Source organism: Nocardia sp. IBHARD005 (genome assembly GCF_052814245.1).
Genome location: NZ_CP199935.1, coordinates 3,729,957 through 3,746,397, shown reverse-complemented (window position 1 = coordinate 3,746,397; position 16,441 = coordinate 3,729,957). Strand labels below are relative to the sequence as shown.

Sequence of the window (16,441 nt, the reverse complement as noted above, 5' to 3'; positions counted from 1 at the left end):
CGAAAACCTAGCAAAGCCAAACACCAGCAAAAAATTTCGCTGTTGTTTTCAATGTCCAACCTCCCACGACCGGGGGGTACGCGAAGGTTGGAACCAATATAAATATTGGCACTGACATTCATCGACACACTATTGAGTTCTCAAAGAACACACGCACACACTTCTGCCCACAACATCTCGTAGGGGTTTCGGTGAGGCAAGGGTTCGTACTTTAGCTCAAGACCAACCTCGGAAGCAAATCCCGGAGCATGTTGCCATGAACACATGATCAGTCAGGCGCTCATCGTACTACCTCGTGTCCCAGCCAGTGGCTGAGTCGGTGTCCGTGTCGCTCTGACTCGAATAAAGTTACGTGCCGACTAACACGAAGTCAAATCGGCTGGTCAAGGGTGGTTTCCACGCAGCAGGCCGGTAGTGAACCAGTTGGGCGCGGCCGCGGTGAAACGGTGGCGATCCCACTGTCCCGCGCCTGCGGGGATTGTGCCGACAACCGGAGTCTCGGTGACTCGTGGAAGGTCATCGAGATTGCAGCGAGCGGCGAGGTCGGGCTCGCTCGGCCATGAGCCGATGACCAAGCCGGCGCAGGGAACGCCTGCCGCGGCGAGCGTGCGGGTGGTGAGTTCGCTGTGGTTGAGGGTGCCGAGTCCGGCCGCGGCGACAACCAGCACCGGGGCACCGAGCTTGCCGGCGAGGTCGAGCAGGGTGAACTCGCCCATCCGCACCAGCAGTCCGCCCGCACCTTCGACCAGCACCAGGTCGGCATCGGCGAGCGAATCGACGGCGGCGACGGTCTCGCTCAGAGTCAGTAGTGGCATGGCCGCGCGGCGTGCGGCGGTGTCGGGGGCGAGCGGTTCCGGGTAGCGGGCGAGTTCGAGGGTGCGGGTCACCCCGCTCAGGCGGGTGATTTCGGCGAGGTCGCCGGGTTCGCCCGGGGCGATGCCGGTCTGGGCGGGTTTGCAGACCGCGACGGCGCGGCCCGCGGCCGCTGCGGCGGCGGCCAGCGCCGCGGTGACGACGGTTTTGCCGACGTCGGTCGAGGTGCCGCTGATCAGCAGAACAGTCATGCCGTCACCGATTCCTTGCCGCGGGCCGACGCGAGAACATCGCTGAGGACCTCAGCGATCGTCTCGAGTTCGGCGGAAGTGAGGTCGGCACGGGCGGTGAGACGCAGCCGTGAGGTGCCTTCGGGAACCGAGGGCGGGCGGAAGCAGCCGACGTCGAGTCCGCGGGCGCGGCAGGCCTGCGCCGCATCGAACGCGACCTGTGCCTCGCCGAGAACTACCGAGACCACCGCGGAATCGGGGTCGGGCACTCCGGCGATCCGGGCGATGTCGGCGGCGCGGTCCAGGACGCGGGCGGCCATCGCCGGATCGCGTCGCAGCAGCGCGAGGGCGGCGCGCGCCGCGCCGACCGCGGCGGGAGCGAGGCCGGTGTCGAAGATGAAGGTGCGGGCGGCGTCGATGAGGTGGGCGCGGATCCTGGCATCGGCCAGGACTACCCCGCCCTGGGCGGCGAATGCCTTCGACAGGGTGGCGGTGACGACGAGGTCCGGTTCGCCGGCCAAGCCCATCTCGTGCACGAGCCCGCGTCCGCCCGCGCCGCGCACCCCGAGTCCGTGGGCCTCGTCGACGATCAGGATGGCGCCGTTCGCCCGGGTGACGCGATGCAGGTCGGCCAGTGGCGCGAGATCGCCGTCGGCGCTGAAGACCGAATCGGTGAGGACCAGCGCGCGCTCCTCGGTGCGGTCGGCGAGCAGCCGCTCGACCGTGGCGACATCGCGGTGCGGTGCGATCGCGACCCTCGCGCGGGAGAGCCTGCACGCGTCGACCAGCGAGGCGTGCGAGCCCGCGTCGGAGACCACGAGGGTCCCGCGTCCGGCCAGTGCGGTGACCACACCCAGGTTGGCGGCATAGCCGGTGGCGAAGACCAATCCTGTTTCGGCGCCGACGAATTCGGCCAGTTCGAGTTCGAGGAGTGCGTGCTCGGTGGTCGTTCCGGTGACCAAGCGCGAGCCGGTAGCGCCGACTCCCCAGCGACGCACCGCCTCGATCGCGCCCTCGACCACCTCGGGGTGCCGGTGCAGGCCCAGGTAGTCATTGGAGGCGAGGTCGATAGCGGGCGACTCGGCGACGCGCTCGTGCAAATGCCTGCGTAGCCCGGCGTCGACCCGTTCGGCCGCACGCTCGTCCAACCAGCTCAACGGATCCGTACTCACAGTTGAGCAGCATACTTGAACACCGTTCAGGACGGTCGGGATGCACCGATCCCGCGGCACGCGCCGGACTCGAATGGGCGTCGGCTGCCCGAGATTGCCACTCGGCCGCGCTCCTCACCCGACGATGTCCACGTTCAGCCGAGCGACGCCATCGCCCCGGTCGCGACGGCAACGATGCCCGTCGCACGTTCAGCCGAGCGACGCCATCGCCGCGGTCGCGACGGCAATGGTGCCCGTCGGCTGGACGCGCATCCGAGGCGATGCCGCAGTGCGGCGCACCGGTATTGATCAGCCGCACACTCCTGCTACCGAGGCCTTCACCGCCGCGCGCACGGCCTCGGTGATGGTGGCGATGTCGGCCGTGCTGCTGATGAACGGGGGCATCGTGTAGACGAGGTTGCGGAACGGGCGAAGCCAGGCGCCCGCGTCGACGGCGGCATCGGTCGCGGCGCGCATATCGACGGGTTCATCGAGTTCGACGACGCCGATCGCGCCGAGCACGCGAACCTCGGCGACGCCGGGCAGCTCGGCGAGCGGCGCAAGGCCCGCCCGGAGTTCGGACTCGATCCTGGCCACCTCGCCTCGCCAGTCTCGCGAGCGCAGCAACTCGATCGAGGCGACCGCGACGGCGCAGGCCAGCGGATTGCCCATGAAGGTCGGCCCGTGCATCAGCCCGCCGTGCGCCGCGCTGATCGTTTCGGCGATCCGCGCGGTGCACAATGCCGCGGCCAGAGTGAGATAGCCGCCGGTCAGCGCCTTGCCGACACACATCACGTCCGGCGTGACGCCTGCGTGGTCGGCGGCGAACAGCTCACCCGTGCGGCCGAATCCGGTGGCGATCTCGTCGAAGACGAGCAGCACGTCGTTGTCGTCGCAGATCCGCCGCAGTTCGGTGAGGTAGCGCGGATCGTGCCAGCGCATGCCACCCGCGCCCTGCACGACCGGTTCGACGATCACCGCGGCCAGCTCGTCGCGATGAGTGGCGACCGCGCGTTCGAGTACGGCGACGTAGTCGGATTCGAAGTCGCGCGGCGGCGCGGGGACGAAGACCTGCTCGGTGAGAACGTCGGTCCACAGTGCGTGCATACCGCCGTCGGGGTCGCAGACGCTCATCGGCGTGAAGGTGTCGCCGTGGTATCCCCCACGCCAGGTGAGCAGCCGGTTCTTCGCCGGGCGCCCGACGCCGCGCCAGTACTGCAGGCACATCTTCGTCGCGACCTCGACCGAGACCGAGCCGGAATCACAGAGGAAGACCTTGTCCAAGCCGGCGGGTGTGAGTTCGACCAGCAATTGGGCCAGGCAGGTGGCCGGTTCATGGGTGAGGCCGCCGAACATCACGTGACTCATCCGCTGCGATTGCGCGAGTAGCGCCGCGTCCAGGACGGGGTGGCAATAGCCGTGGACGGCCGCCCACCACGAGCTCATCCCGTCGACGAGTTCGCGCCCGTCGGCGAGAGTGAGTCGCGTGCCCGCCGCACTGGCCACGACCAGCGGCCGGGTGGTCGCGGGAAATCCGCCGTAGGGATGCCAGACGTGTTCGGCATCGAGGGCGGTGATCTGCTCGGGGCTCAGGTCCACAGGTTTCCTCGTCGTCGCCCGGGGCTGCCGAGACGACAGCCTTGAACGCCGTTCAAGTTATCACTTGCCGTCGTCGGCGGGAACGGGTCTGCGCTCCACGTATCCGCGCTTCTCCCAGTGCGTGACCAGCTACCGAGCCCCGCGCGCAGCACGGGTTCAGCGTGCGCTCGTAGGCATCGACCGCCTGGACCATGTGATCCGTCCACCGCTGCAACCGCCTGAGCAGCGTCAGCGAGCGCCCAGTCACATCGTGCACGGTGGGGCCATGGGTTCCATTACTGTCGTAGCATGTCGAGCCCGAACGACCGACCCGAGGTGTGGCCGGGCACCGCGTATCCGCTCGGCGCTACCTACGACGGCGGGGGCACGAACTTCTCGGTGTTCTCCGAAGTCGCCACGAAGGTCGAACTCTGCCTGATCTCCAAGGACGGCTCCGAGACCCGCGTCGACTTCGACGAAGTCGACGGTTATGTCTGGCACGCCTATCTCCCCTCCGTCACGCCTGGTCAGCGCTACGGCTATCGCATCCACGGCCCCTACGATCCGGAGCTCGGATCACGCTGCGATCCCAGCAAACTGCTGCTCGACCCGTACGGGAAGGCATTCGACGGCGAGTTCGTCAACGACCCCTCGCTCTATACCTACGGGCTGGATTCGCTGGGCAACACGATGACCGGGGTGGTGATCAACCCGTTCTTCGACTGGGGTCCCGACCGGCCGCCCAACCGGCCCTATCACGAGACGGTGATCTACGAGGCGCACGTCAAGGGCATGACGATGACGCACCCGGAGATCCCGGAGGATCTGCGCGGCACCTATGCGGGCCTGGCACATCCGGCGATCATCGGACACCTGAAATCGTTGGGCGTCACCGCGATAGAACTGATGCCGGTGCACCAGTTCTTCCACGATCACGTGCTCACCGATCAGGGATTGCGCAACTACTGGGGCTACAACAGCATCGGGTATCTCGCGCCGCACAACCAGTATTCGGCCCGGCCACGCGGCGACGGTGCGGTCGCGGAGTTCAAGGCGATGGTGCGCGCGATGCATGCCGAGGGCATCGAGGTGATTCTCGACGTCGTCTACAACCACACCGGCGAGGGCAACCACAACGGGCCGATTCTGAGCCTGCGCGGCATCGACAATGCCGCCTACTACCGGCTCGACGAGACCGACCCCGAGTACTACAAGGACTACACCGGCACCGGCAACAGCCTCAATGTCCGGCATCCGCACACGCTGCAACTGATCATGGATTCGCTGCGGTACTGGATTCTGGACATGCACGTCGACGGCTTCCGCTTCGACCTCGCTGCGACACTGGCGCGCGAATTACACGATGTGGACCGGCTTTCCGCGTTCTTCGACCTCGTGCACCAGGATCCGGTGGTGAGTCAGGTCAAGCTCATCGCCGAACCGTGGGACGTCGGCGAAGGCGGCTACCAGGTCGGCAACTTCCCCAGCCTGTGGACCGAGTGGAACGGCAAATACCGGGACACGGTGCGTGATTACTGGCGTGGGGAGCCTGCGACATTGGGCGAGTTCGCCTCTCGGCTCACCGGGTCGTCGGATCTGTACGAGTCGACGGGGCGCAGGCCGGGCGCCAGCATCAACTTCGTCACCGCGCACGACGGTTTCACGTTGCGAGATCTGGTGTCCTACAACGAGAAACGCAATGACGCCAACGGCGAGGGCAATCGGGACGGCGAAAGCCACAATCGATCGTGGAACTGTGGCGTCGAAGGCGAGACCGACGATCCGCGGATCCTCGCGCTGCGTGCTCGACAACTTCGCAATCTGCTGGCCACGCTGATCCTGAGTCAGGGCACGCCGATGCTGGCCCACGGCGACGAGCTCGGACGCACCCAGCTCGGCAACAACAATGTGTACTGCCAGGATTCGCCGCTGGCGTGGATGGACTGGTCGCTGGCGCAGACCAATGCCGACCTGCTCGAGTTCACCCGGGCGGTGATCGCCTTGCGCACCGCGCATCCGATCTTCCGGCGGCGCCGTTTCCTGGCCGCCGGTCCCAGCGACGACCAGGGGCACCGGCGCGAGATTGCCTGGTTCGCGCCCGCCGGCACCGAAATGACCACCGACGACTGGGACAGCGGCTTCGGGAAGTCACTGGCTGTGCTGCTCGACGGCGACGGCATCGCCGAACCGGGTCCGCGTGGTGAACGCATCACCGACGACTCGTTCCTGCTGTGCTTCAATGCCCACGACGAAGCGATCGATTTCGTGCTGCCCGGCCCGGAGTTCGGTGCGCGATGGTCGCTCGCCCTGGATTGTTCGACCCCGACCGGCGCGGCCGACGCGGTGTACGCCGCGGCGGCGACCCTGCCGGTTGCCAGCCGCTGCCTGCTCGTATTGCGCCGAACCGCCTAGCCGCCGAGCGAGACGATGACCGAGACCTATGTGACCGACCCGGTGACCATGCTGCACCGCGCGCCCGTACGGGCGGGCACGGTACGCAGCACCTACCGGTTGCAGCTGCGCCCCGACGCGCTCACCTTCGCCGACGCCCGCGCCATCGCCGAATACCTACAGCAGCTCGGCATCTCGCACCTGTACCTGTCGCCGATCCTGACCGCGGCGCACGGGTCGACGCACGGTTACGACGTCACCGATCCGACCACGGTCTCGGCCGCGCTCGGCGGGCCGACGGGACTCAAAGCGCTCTCGGACGAAGTGCGCAGCCGCGGCATGGGATTGATCGTCGACATGGTGCCCAACCATGTGGGTGTCGCCGATCCGCGGCAGAATCCGTGGTGGTGGGATGTGCTGCGCAACGGCCAGAAGTCGCCGTACGCCAAGTATTTCGACATCGACTGGAGCTCGGGCAACGGCGCGGGCGGGCGGCTGGCGCTGCCGGTCCTGCAGAACGAGAACGACCCCGCCGCCCTGACCGTCGACCGGTCGGGGGCGGAACCGATGCTGGCACTGCACGATCTGCGATTCCCGATCGCGGCGGGTACCGACGGCGACAACGCGCTGCGCATCCACGACCGCCAGCACTACCGGCTGGTGAGCTGGAAGGCCGGGGTGTGCACGTATCGGCGGTTCTTCGCGGTGAGCAGTCTGGCCGCGATCCGGCAGGAAGACCCAGAGGTGTTCGAGGCGACGCACCGGGAGCTGGCGGCCTGGTGCGAACACGATCTGATCGACGGAGTCCGGATCGACCATCCGGACGGATTGTCCTATCCGAGTGCGTATCTCACCCGGCTGCGCAGGCTGATCGGGCCGCAGCGGTTGCTGCTCATCGAGAAGATCCTCGCCAATCGCGAGCCCCTCGACGCGACCCTGCCGGTCGACGGAACCACCGGCTACGACGCGCTGGCCGATCTCGGCGGGGTGCTGATCGATCCGGCGGGTGAGACGACGCTGACCGAACTGTCCCAGCACGTCGCCGGGCACGGTAGCGACCGGGCATGGTTCGGCGAGACCGAGCATCGGATCAAGCGGGCCGTCGCCGAGACCATTCTGGCGCCGGAGATCCGGCGCTTGGTTGCCGCGATCAAACGCGACGGCAACGCGGGCAGTTTCGACACCCTCGCGGTGAGCAACGCGACCATCGAGGTGCTCGCTTTCATGCCGGTGTACCGGGTGGACTACGCGCCGCTGGCCGGGATGACCGCCGCGGTCGTGGCGGAGGTGGAGAAGCGCAATGCCGAACTGACAGCACCACTTTCGGTACTGGTGACCGCGCTGACGATGGGCGGTGAAGCGGCGAGGAGGTTCTCGCAGGTGTGTGGGGCGATCACCGCAAAGTCGGTCGAGGACACCATGTTCTATCAGGGTGCGCGGCTGGTGTCGCTCCAGGAGGTAGGCGGGAATCCGGCGCGATTCGGCCACTCCGTCAACGACTTCCACCTGTCCAACAGCGAACGCGCGCAGCGCTGGCCCGCGACCATGACGACCATCTCGACCCACGACACCAAGCGCGGTGAGGATGTGCGCGCGCGGATCGGGGTGCTGTCACAGGTCGCCGATGTCTGGTCGCAGCGGGTTCGAGGGTGGCTGGAGACCACCCCGGCACCCGACGGGGCGACGGCACTGTTCTTGTTGCAGAACATGTTCGGTGTGTGGCCTGCCGACGGACGGCCCGCCTCGTCGGTGCCCGGCCTGCGCGATCGGCTGCACCTTTTCGCGGAGAAGTCCATTCGCGAGGCCGGGACCAAGACGTCATGGGAAGAGCCCGACGCGGAGTTCGAATCGGCCGTGCACGGTTGGCTCGACGCGGTGATCGACGGGCCGGTCGGTACCGGCATCGGCGACCTGGCGCACGAGCTCGCACCACACGCATGGTCGGACGCGGTGTCGCAGAAGCTCTTGCAGCTGGGCGCGCCGGGGATTCCCGACATCTATCAGGGCACCGAGCTGTGGGAGGACTGCCTGGTAGACCCTGACAATCGGCGGCCGGTCAACTTCGCCACCCGGGTGGGGATGCTCCAATCACTCACCGACACACCCACTCTGGATACCACCGGCGCGGCGAAGATGTGGGTGGTCGCGTACGCGCTGTGGTTGCGCCGGGAGCGGCCGGAGTGCTTCGTCGGCGGGATGTACCGGCCGCTCTACGCCATCGGTGAGCACGCGAATCGGTTCATCGCCTATGGGCGGGGGCCCGCGGGAGAGGCGCCGGAGGTGATCGTAGCGGCGACCCGGCATTCGGTCGGGCTCGGCACAACCGGCTGGCTCGACACCACTGTGCCGCTACCGCAGGGTAATTGGACTGATCGTCTCACCGGACACACCTTCGCGGGTAGTGCGCGGCTGGACAAACTGTTCGCCCGACTGCCTGTCGCGCTGCTGGTGCGCTGAACAGCACAGGCGAGGGATCCAGTTCCTCGCGTCTGCTCGTCGCCGCGTCGGTCGCGGTCGGCCGGACCCCACGAGGCATCGCGCGGTAACAGCGAAACCGGCGAGCGGACCGACGCAGCGTGCGCCGGTCCCTCGTGGTCGGCTCAGCGGCTTCGGCGTAGACCGAGGTACTGCAGGGCGGCGAAACCGCCGACGGTCACCGACTGCATCACCGCCCACACCGCGCCCACCGTGGTGAGACCGAGTACGCCGGTCGACAGCGCGGCGAGGCTGGCCACGACCCAGGCGGTATTGCCCATCGCCACCACCGACGCCGCGGCCCGGTGGACGGGCGAGGATCGGCCGACGACCGCGACGGCGAGGCCGTAGGCGGTGAGGAAGGCACCGATCGCGAGGCCGACACCGGCCTCGAGGCCGAGAAGCCGTTCCAGCGGTTGCGCCAGCGCCAGGTAGGCGAGGCCGTTGGCGGTGGTGACGACGGCGTCGAGGCGCAACGACAGCCGCAGCAGGTGCTCACCGGAGGCGAGCAGTGCGGACAGACGGGACGGGGCGGTGGTCATGGCTGATCTCCTTGGCTGCGAAAGGGTTAGGCGAGCGCGCCTGTCAGGTAGTGGTGGGGACCTGGTCGAGGAAGCCGTACACGCTGTCGATGCGGCCCTCGGCGAGGACGGCGACGTCGAAGCCGATCACTACGGCGGGGGCGTCGGCAGGGCCGAGGCCCCAGGTGAAGCGGACCTGGTCGTGATGGGCGTCGACGGGGCCTGCCAGGGTGAAGGTCCAGTCGGGGAACTGGGACTGCACTCCCGCGATAGCGGCTTCGAGTTCGGCATGGCCGGTGACCGCGACCAACGGGTCGACGTAGCGGGCTTGCGGAGTGAACAGACGGGCGACCGCGCAGCGGCGGGCGGCGGGCTCGCGGGTGTTCCAGGCTTCCAGGTACTGCGCGACGACGGTGTTCATCTCGACCTCCGAAATGGGCTTTGAGCTGGTACTTCGCGGGTTGTTCCGGCGATGGGACCAACGTTATGGCCCGAGGGGGGTCGGTCGAATCAGTCGCCTATAGGTACTTTCTCCGTCGCGGTACCGGTACGGCGATACGGTGGTGCCCATGCTGCGCGGACGCGACACCGAACAGGCCAGGATCGATGACCTGCTCAGTGGGGCGCGCGCCGGCCGGAGCGGGGCCCTGGTCCTGCGCGGTGAAGCCGGGATCGGTAAAACCGCCCTGCTGGATTACGCAGCGGCGCAAGGGATTGCGACTGTGCGCAGTGCTGGCATCGAGTCCGAGGCCGAATTGCCCTTCGCGGCACTACATCTGCTGGTCCGGCCCGGCATGGAGCTGGTGCGGCACCTGCCGTCGCGACAGCGTGACGCACTGGAGGCGGCGTTCGGGCTGGGCGAGGGCGCACCCGCCGATCGGATGCTGATCGGGCTGGCGGTGCTGACGCTGCTCGCCGAGGAGGCGGCGCAGGGGCCGCTGCTGTGCTTGATCGACGACGCGCACTGGCTGGACCGGGCCACCGCGGAGGCATTGCTGTTCGCGGCGCGCAGGCTCGACGCCGAGGGGGTGGTGATGCTGTTCGCGACTCGCTCGGGGCCACGGGATTTTCCCGCTCCCGGGCTGACGGAACTCGCATTGTCAGGGTTGCGTCCCGACGCGGCGGCGGCACTGCTCGACACCGGTACGACCCCGTTGAGTCCGGCCGTGCGGTATCGGCTGCTGGCCGAGTCGGACGGCAATCCGCTCGCGCTGCTGGAACTTCCGTCCGTAGTCGGCGAAGGCATCGTCGACGAGACGAATCCGCTGCCGTTGACGCAGCGGTTGCAACTGGCTTTCCACGGGCGGGTCACCCGACTACCCGCGGCGACCAGAACCGTGCTCCTCGTTGCCGCGGCGGCCGGTGCGGCAGACCTCGCTCCGGTACTGCGTGCCGCGTCCACGCTCGGCGCGTCACTCGAAGATCTGCAACCCGCGCAGGACGCGGGCATGGTCGCCACCGACGGTCAGGTGCTCACCTGGCGCCATCCACTGTTGCGCTCCGCGGTGTACCAGGGCTCAGCGCTCACCGACCGCCTCGCCGCCCATCGTGCGCTCGCCGACGCGCTGGGCGGCGACGACGCCGCCGACCTGCGCGCGTGGCACCTCGCTTGTGCGGCAACAGGTCCCGACGAGCACACCGCGAACGCGCTGGAGCGAACGGCCGATCGCGCCCGGCGCCGCCACGGCTTCCACGGCGCCGTCGCCGCCTACGATCGCGCGGCGGCGTTGAGTACCGACGCCGGTACACGGGTGCGCAGACTCGTCCTCGCCGCCGAGACCGCGACCGAAGCAGGTCTCACCGATCGAGCCGAGCGACTGGCCGAGCGGGCCGAGTCCCTTTCCCACAGCACAGAATTCGATGCCGGAAAGCGCCAGATCGACCAAGCGGGGACCGACCCGATGAGCCGGTCGGTGCGGTCGGGCCAAGGAGCCACGGATGAGACCGGGTTCGGTCTGCGGCTGGACTTGGTACGCGCGCAGGCCGAATTCGCCAGTGGTAAAACGGGTTCCGCGCATCGGCGGCTGATGTCGGCGGCCATCGCAGCACGCGCGACGGACCCTCGTGGCGCTGCCCGCATTCTGACCAAGGCCGTCCACACCGCGTGGTACCTCGGACCCGATGAGCTCCACGAGGTCGCCGCCATCCTCACCACGCTGCGGCTGGTGGAGGACGATCCCGCGACGCCGATTGTGCGGTACCTGTCCGGGTCGGTGACGGGACAGCGGGTCGCTGACCTGCGCGACGCGGCGGCTGCGGCGAGGGCGAACGGGGCGGACAGTCCGGCCGATCTCGTGCAGCTGTGTGGCAGCGGCTTGGTTGTCGGCCAAGACGAGCAGGTCGAGGAGCTGGCTGGTGAGTTGATCAGGCAATGCCGGGAGCAGGGGCGGATCGGGCTGCTGGCGCCGCTGTTGTTCTTCCGTTCCGAGGGGTTGTCGTTCGGTGGGCGGCCGCGGGAGAGCCGGATCGCGGCCGAGGAGGGGCTGCGGATCGCACGCGACATCGGGCAGGCGCAGTGGGTCAGTCAGATCCACGCGTTTCTGGCCTATCTTGCGGCACTTCACGGTGATTCGACATCCTGCCGCGACCATGCCGATCGCGCGGTGGCCGAGGAATTCGGTGGGCCGGGCGCGGTCGGTGCGTCGTGGGCGCACGCGGCCATGGCGCTGCTCGCACTCGGGGAAGGCCGACTGGAGCAGGCGCGGACAGAGCTCGCCCATATGACGATCGAGCCGGCTCGCCACCACGTCATCGGGCTGCGCACGCTCCCGGATCAGATCGAAGTGGCGGTTCGCCTCGGCGCGACCGACCGTGCGACCGAAGCGCTGGAGCGGCTCACCCACTGGTCACAGCGGGCCGGACAGGAGTGGATCGCGGCGCTGGCCGCCCGCGGACGTGCGCTGCTGGCCGACGGATCAGACGCCGAGCCGCACTACATGGCCGCGCTCGCCGCGAACCGCCCGTTCGACGAAGCCCGTACTCGCCTGCTCTACGGCGAATGGCTGCGCCGCGACAAACGCAAGGTCGACGCGCGGGCTCAGCTGGAGCAGGCCATGAACCTGTTCGATCGACTCGACGCGGCGCCGTGGAGCGAACGCGCCCGCACCGAATTGGGCGCGCTCGGCGTCGGCACCGGTGCCCGCGCGAGCGGCGGCCCGCTGAGCTTGCTCACTCCGCAGGAATCACAGATCGTCCGGCTGGCGGCGCAGGGCTTGTCGAACCGGGAGATCGCGGCGCGGTTGTTCCTGAGCCACCGCACCGTCGGCCATCACCTGTACAAGGCATATCCGAAGCTGGGCGTTCTGTCGCGTGGCGAGTTGAGCGCGCTCGACCTGACGGAGTGAATCCGCCACGGCTCAGTGACGCGAGGCGGTGCGGGTCGGGCCCACAGTCCAGCGAACGGCGGCGACTGCTGCCGCGGCCAGCACCGCGACCTGCGGCGACCCGACGATCAGCAGCAACAGCGCACCGATCACGAGCGCGGCGACGAGCGCCTCGAGCTTGTAGACCGGCCAAGCGCTACCCGCGATGTCGACGGTCGCGGATGCTGCCGATGAGGTGAGCACTGCCATGCAGACCAGGATAGGCGCACATCGAAGTTCGGGCCACCGAACTTTCCCTGGTCGCCCTGTCGGGAACATCACACAGCGTCGATTCGTTGTGCAGGTCATGCCACTGACAGGAGAGTACGCACCGAGCACCTCGGACTGGGCACGCGAGCAGGCCGAGACCTACGAGAATTCCGGCGGCGCCGAGGGCACCTCGCTGCAAGGCAAGCCCGTCATCCTGCTCACCACCACAGGCGCCAAGTCCGGAAAGCTGCGCAAGACGCCGCTGATGCGGGTCGAGCACGACGGCGAGTACGCCATTGTCGCGTCGCTGGGCGGGGCGCCGAAGAACCCCGTCTGGTACCACAACGTCAAGGCCGATCCGCACGTCGAACTGCGCGACGGCACCACCACCAAGGACTACACCGCGCGCGAGGTCTCCGGCGACGAGCGAGCGCAGTGGTGGGAGCGCGCGATCGCCGTGTGGCCCGACTACGACGAGTACACGAAGAAGACCGATCGCGTGATCCCGGTCTTCGTCCTCACCCCGCGCTGAACCCGCAGGTCCGAGCACACCCGCCGTGACTGCCACGGCGGGTGGTTCCGCTCATCGAGCGCGTGAGCCGCCTCGGTAGCATTGTCCGGGTGTCCCCCATCGCTGACGTCGCCGACGTGTCCGTAATCCGTCCGCCGCTCACCGCGGACGAGATCGACGCCGCCGCCAAGCGAATTTCCGACATCATCGAGCCGACTCCGCTGCAGTACAGCGCGCGACTATCGGCGAGCACCGGTGCGCAGGTCTACCTCAAGCGCGAAGACCTGACCGCGGTCCGTTCCTACAAGCTGCGCGGCGCCTACAACCTGATGGTGCAGCTCACCGCCGCCGAGCGCGCGGCCGGTGTGGTGGCCGCCAGCGCGGGCAACCACGCGCAGGGCGTGGCCTTCGCCTGTCAGGCGATGGGTGTGCGCGGGCGCATCTATGTGCCGACCACCACCCCCAAGCAGAAGCGCGACCGCATCCGTGTGCACGGCGGTGAGTTCGTCGAGCTGATCGCCGTCGGCGAGACCTACGACGCCGCGGCCGCCGCGGCCGCCGACGATGTCGCCCGCACCGGCGCCACCATGGTGCCGCCCTTCGACGACCCGCGCACCGCCGCGGGCCAGGGCACCATCGCCGCGGAGTTCCTCGAGCAGCTCGGCACCGCGCCCGACCTGGTGATCGTCCCGGTCGGTGGCGGTGGCTGCCTCGCCGGCATCGGCACCTACCTGCGCGAACGAGCACCGCAGACCAGTCTGCTCGGCGTCGAACCCGCCGGCGCGGCCTCGCTCACCGCCGCACTCGTCGCCGGTGCTCCGGTGACACTGCCCGAGATCGACCCGTTCGTCGACGGCGCCGCCGTGCGCCGCATCGGCGACCTGCCCTACCGGGCGGCGGCCTCGTTCGGCGGGCGGATGGTCTCGCACGCCTCGCTGCCTCTGCTCACCACACCCGAAACTCATACCGGCGCAGCATCTTTCCGGGTGATGCTGGTCGACGAGGGCGCCATCTGCACCGCGATGCTCGACCTCTACCAGAGCGAAGGCATCATCGCCGAGCCCGCGGGCGCACTGGCCACCGCCGCACTGACCGAGATCGACGTCGAGCCGGGCAGCACGGTGGTGGTGCTGGTCTCCGGCGGCAACAACGATGTCTCGCGCTACGGCGAGATCATCGAACGCTCACTGGTGCACCGCGGCCTCAAGCACTACTTCCTGGTCGACTTCCCGCAGGAACCCGGTGCGCTGCGCCGCTTCCTCGACGATGTCCTCGGCCCCGACGACGACATCACCATGTTCGAGTACGTCAAGCGCAACAATCGCGATACCGGGGCCGCGCTGGTCGGCATCGAACTCGGCGCCACCGACGACCTGGCCTCGCTGATGCACCGCATCGAGGAGTCCCCGATCCAGGCCGAACGCCTGGAACCGGGCTCCCCCGCCTACCGCTACCTCACTTGACGTCCTCCCCGCCCTGAAGGGGCGAGGATTCCTCCCACGGCGCTCACGCACCGCTGGGGTGGGTTCCTGTTTCACTGGGGCTTGCCTTCCGCTAAGCGGCTGGACTTACAGCCCCTCCGCAGGCGTTTAACCTCTCAGCGCGTCCCGCCGCGAGGATATTCTTGGCCGCGTTCAGATCACGGTCATGGACCACACCGCAGACACAGGCCCACTCCCGCACCTGCAACGGCTTCTTGCCACTGACCACCCCGCACACCGAACACAGCCGGGTCGACGGGAACCAGCGGTCCACCTTCGAGAAGTGCCGCCCGTACCGGGCGGCTTTCTCCTCCAACATGCGAGTGAACATGCCCCACCCGGCATCATGAACCGACTTCGCCAGCCGGGTACGCGCCAAACCCTTCACACACAAGTCCTCGACGAACACCGCTTGGTTGTCGCGGATGATCCGTGTCGAGTGCTTGTGCGCCCAGTCCTGGCGTGTGTCGGCCACGCTGGCGTGTGCCTTGGCGACCTTGATCCGAGACTTGGCCCGGTTCGCGGAGCCTTTCTGTTTGCGCGACAACCTTTGCTGGGCTTTACGGAGTCGCCGTTCGGCTTGTCGCAGGAACTTCGGCGAGGCGATCGTCTTCCCGTCCGACAGGACCGCGAACGTAGACAGGCCCAGGTCGATACCCACCTCGGAATCGACCGGCGGCAGCGGCCGGTCGACGACAGCGACGACGAACGACGCGAAATACCGGCCCGCCGCGTCCCTGATGACCGTCACCGACGAGGGACCCGAGGGCAGTTCCCGTGACCAGCGCACATCCAGATCGCCGATCTTCGGTAGTCGCAGCTTCCCGCCGGCGGTGACCGCGAACCTGGCGTTCTTCGTGAACCGGATCGCCTGCCGATTGTCCTTACGGGACCGAAACCTCGGCGGCGCTACCCGCGCACCCTGACGTTTCCCTGTCACCGACTGAAAGAAGTTGCGGTAAGCGGTATTCAGGTCGGCCAGCGCTTGTTGCAGCACCACCGACGAGACCTCGCCCAACCACCCGCGTTCCGGGGTTTTCTTGGCTTCGGTCAACGCCTTCGACAGCGCGGCGTCGGTCACGTACGGCAACCCGGCCTCACGGGCCTGTTGCCGTAACCGCAACCCGTCGTTGTACACCACTCGCGCGCACCCGAACGCCTTCGCCAGCCAGACTTGCTGGCCAGGCGTCGGATAGACACGGAAGTTATACCGCAACAACATAACCCGAGGATATCAGGGGTTCATGGCCACAGAACATCAGACAAGGACCGGCAGGCACTGCGTTTTCGCTCTACACGCCCACCTGGTTTTCGTCACCGCGTATCGGCATCGAATGCTCTCCGCACGCCACCTCGACCGAATGGAACAGATCATGGCGGCGGTGTGCGCCGACTTCGAGTGCGAGCTGGTCGAGTTCAACGGCGAAGACCCCGTGCACCTGCTGGTGAACTTCCCGCCGAAGGTCGCGCTGTCACGGCTGGTGAACTCGCTCAAAGGGGGTGTCGTCACGGCGGACGCGGCAGGAGTCCCCCGAGCTGGTCCGCCACTATTGGCGGGCGCAACGGTTGTGGTCGGGTTCCCACTTCGCCGGTTCGGTCGGTGGCGCTGCGATCTCGGTGTCGCGGCAGCACATCGAGGGGCAGGCCCGTCCGGTTCAGGGCACGCTCGGGCCTTGGCGGCCCTCCCGCCTGGGCTTTCACCACCGCCGTGGCGGGCG

12 protein-coding genes and 1 pseudogene are annotated in these 16,441 nt (G+C 68.0%); 6 read left to right on the top strand and 7 right to left on the bottom strand.

Annotated features, from left to right (window positions below; translation table 11 throughout):
* Positions 1–383 precede the first annotated feature (383 nt).
* The 3 genes from bioD to ACTWPB_RS17410 form a co-directional block, all read right to left on the bottom strand.
* Positions 384–1,064: a dethiobiotin synthase gene (bioD, locus tag ACTWPB_RS17420; RefSeq protein WP_446221690.1), complete on the bottom strand. Its 681-nt coding sequence runs from the start codon at positions 1,062–1,064 to the stop codon at positions 384–386.
* On the bottom strand, positions 1,061–2,215 hold the full coding sequence (locus tag ACTWPB_RS17415; protein WP_446221689.1) for an 8-amino-7-oxononanoate synthase: 1,155 nt from the start codon (positions 2,213–2,215) through the stop codon (positions 1,061–1,063). The genes bioD and ACTWPB_RS17415 overlap by 4 nt, the downstream gene beginning before the upstream one ends.
* A gap of 288 nt (positions 2,216–2,503) precedes the next feature.
* Positions 2,504–3,793, bottom strand: coding sequence for an adenosylmethionine--8-amino-7-oxononanoate transaminase (locus tag ACTWPB_RS17410; protein WP_446221688.1), 1,290 nt, complete (start codon positions 3,791–3,793; stop codon positions 2,504–2,506).
* A 288-nt stretch (positions 3,794–4,081) separates the two neighbouring features.
* On the opposite strand from ACTWPB_RS17410, the gene glgX reads away from it, so the two are divergent.
* Both glgX and treY read left to right on the top strand, forming a co-directional pair.
* Positions 4,082–6,184, top strand: a complete 2,103-nt coding sequence (gene glgX / locus ACTWPB_RS17405; RefSeq protein ID WP_446221687.1) for a glycogen debranching protein GlgX — start codon at positions 4,082–4,084, stop codon at positions 6,182–6,184.
* A gap of 48 nt (positions 6,185–6,232) precedes the next feature.
* Positions 6,233–8,620 carry a malto-oligosyltrehalose synthase gene (gene treY, locus ACTWPB_RS17400; RefSeq protein ID WP_446226387.1) on the top strand — a complete coding sequence of 796 codons (2,388 nt, stop codon included), beginning with the start codon at positions 6,233–6,235 and terminating at the stop codon, positions 8,618–8,620.
* 143 nt (positions 8,621–8,763) lie between these two features.
* Here treY and ACTWPB_RS17395 read toward each other — a convergent pair whose 3' ends face one another.
* Together ACTWPB_RS17395 and ACTWPB_RS17390 are read right to left on the bottom strand one after the other, a co-directional pair.
* Positions 8,764–9,180 carry a hypothetical protein gene (locus ACTWPB_RS17395; RefSeq protein ID WP_446221686.1) on the bottom strand — a complete coding sequence of 139 codons (417 nt, stop codon included), beginning with the start codon at positions 9,178–9,180 and terminating at the stop codon, positions 8,764–8,766.
* A 43-nt stretch (positions 9,181–9,223) separates the two neighbouring features.
* A complete protein-coding gene (locus tag ACTWPB_RS17390) occupies positions 9,224–9,580 on the bottom strand; it encodes a nuclear transport factor 2 family protein (RefSeq protein ID WP_446221685.1) in 357 nt (118 codons plus the stop codon).
* Between the two features lie 148 nt (positions 9,581–9,728).
* Here ACTWPB_RS17390 and ACTWPB_RS17385 point away from each other — a divergent pair, with 148 nt between their 5' ends.
* A complete protein-coding gene (locus ACTWPB_RS17385) occupies positions 9,729–12,503 on the top strand; it encodes an ATP-binding protein (protein ID WP_446221684.1) in 2,775 nt (924 codons plus the stop codon).
* Between the two features lie 12 nt (positions 12,504–12,515).
* On the opposite strand, the gene ACTWPB_RS17380 is transcribed toward ACTWPB_RS17385, so the two are convergent.
* Positions 12,516–12,731 (bottom strand): hypothetical protein, encoded by a 216-nt coding sequence (locus ACTWPB_RS17380; protein WP_446221683.1) that lies wholly within the window; start codon positions 12,729–12,731, stop codon positions 12,516–12,518.
* A 97-nt stretch (positions 12,732–12,828) separates the two neighbouring features.
* Here ACTWPB_RS17380 and ACTWPB_RS17375 point away from each other — a divergent pair, with 97 nt between their 5' ends.
* Both ACTWPB_RS17375 and ilvA read left to right on the top strand, forming a co-directional pair.
* Entirely contained in the window at positions 12,829–13,263 is a 435-nt protein-coding gene (locus ACTWPB_RS17375) for a nitroreductase family deazaflavin-dependent oxidoreductase (protein WP_446221682.1), read from the top strand.
* A 98-nt stretch (positions 13,264–13,361) separates the two neighbouring features.
* Positions 13,362–14,705, top strand: coding sequence for a threonine ammonia-lyase IlvA (gene ilvA / locus ACTWPB_RS17370; RefSeq protein ID WP_446226386.1), 1,344 nt, complete (start codon positions 13,362–13,364; stop codon positions 14,703–14,705).
* Positions 14,706–14,796: 91 nt separating this feature from the next.
* Here ilvA and ACTWPB_RS17365 read toward each other — a convergent pair whose 3' ends face one another.
* On the bottom strand, positions 14,797–15,945 hold the full coding sequence (locus tag ACTWPB_RS17365) for an RNA-guided endonuclease InsQ/TnpB family protein (RefSeq protein WP_446221681.1): 1,149 nt from the start codon (positions 15,943–15,945) through the stop codon (positions 14,797–14,799).
* Positions 15,946–15,967: 22 nt separating this feature from the next.
* Between ACTWPB_RS17365 and tnpA the strand changes: the two are divergent.
* Positions 15,968–16,376 (top strand): annotated as a pseudogene (gene tnpA / locus ACTWPB_RS17360) (IS200/IS605 family transposase); the annotation flags it as partial.
* Positions 16,377–16,441: the final 65 nt, after the last annotated feature.

Excerpts from the sequence above, each read along its gene's own strand:
- treY (WP_446226387.1), top strand. The coding sequence starts at position 6,233 with ATGCTGCACCGCGCGCCCGTACGGGCGGGCACGGTACGCAGCACCTAC.
- ACTWPB_RS17390 (WP_446221685.1), bottom strand. The coding sequence starts at position 9,580 with ATGAACACCGTCGTCGCGCAGTACCTGGAAGCCTGGAACACCCGCGAG.
- glgX (WP_446221687.1), top strand. The coding sequence starts at position 4,082 with ATGTCGAGCCCGAACGACCGACCCGAGGTGTGGCCGGGCACCGCGTAT.
- ACTWPB_RS17395 (WP_446221686.1), bottom strand. The coding sequence starts at position 9,180 with ATGACCACCGCCCCGTCCCGTCTGTCCGCACTGCTCGCCTCCGGTGAG.
- ACTWPB_RS17380 (WP_446221683.1), bottom strand. The coding sequence starts at position 12,731 with ATGGCAGTGCTCACCTCATCGGCAGCATCCGCGACCGTCGACATCGCG.
- ACTWPB_RS17365 (WP_446221681.1), bottom strand. The coding sequence starts at position 15,945 with ATGTTGTTGCGGTATAACTTCCGTGTCTATCCGACGCCTGGCCAGCAA.
- ACTWPB_RS17385 (WP_446221684.1), top strand. The coding sequence starts at position 9,729 with ATGCTGCGCGGACGCGACACCGAACAGGCCAGGATCGATGACCTGCTC.
- ACTWPB_RS17375 (WP_446221682.1), top strand. The coding sequence starts at position 12,829 with ATGCCACTGACAGGAGAGTACGCACCGAGCACCTCGGACTGGGCACGC.
- bioD (WP_446221690.1), bottom strand. The coding sequence starts at position 1,064 with ATGACTGTTCTGCTGATCAGCGGCACCTCGACCGACGTCGGCAAAACC.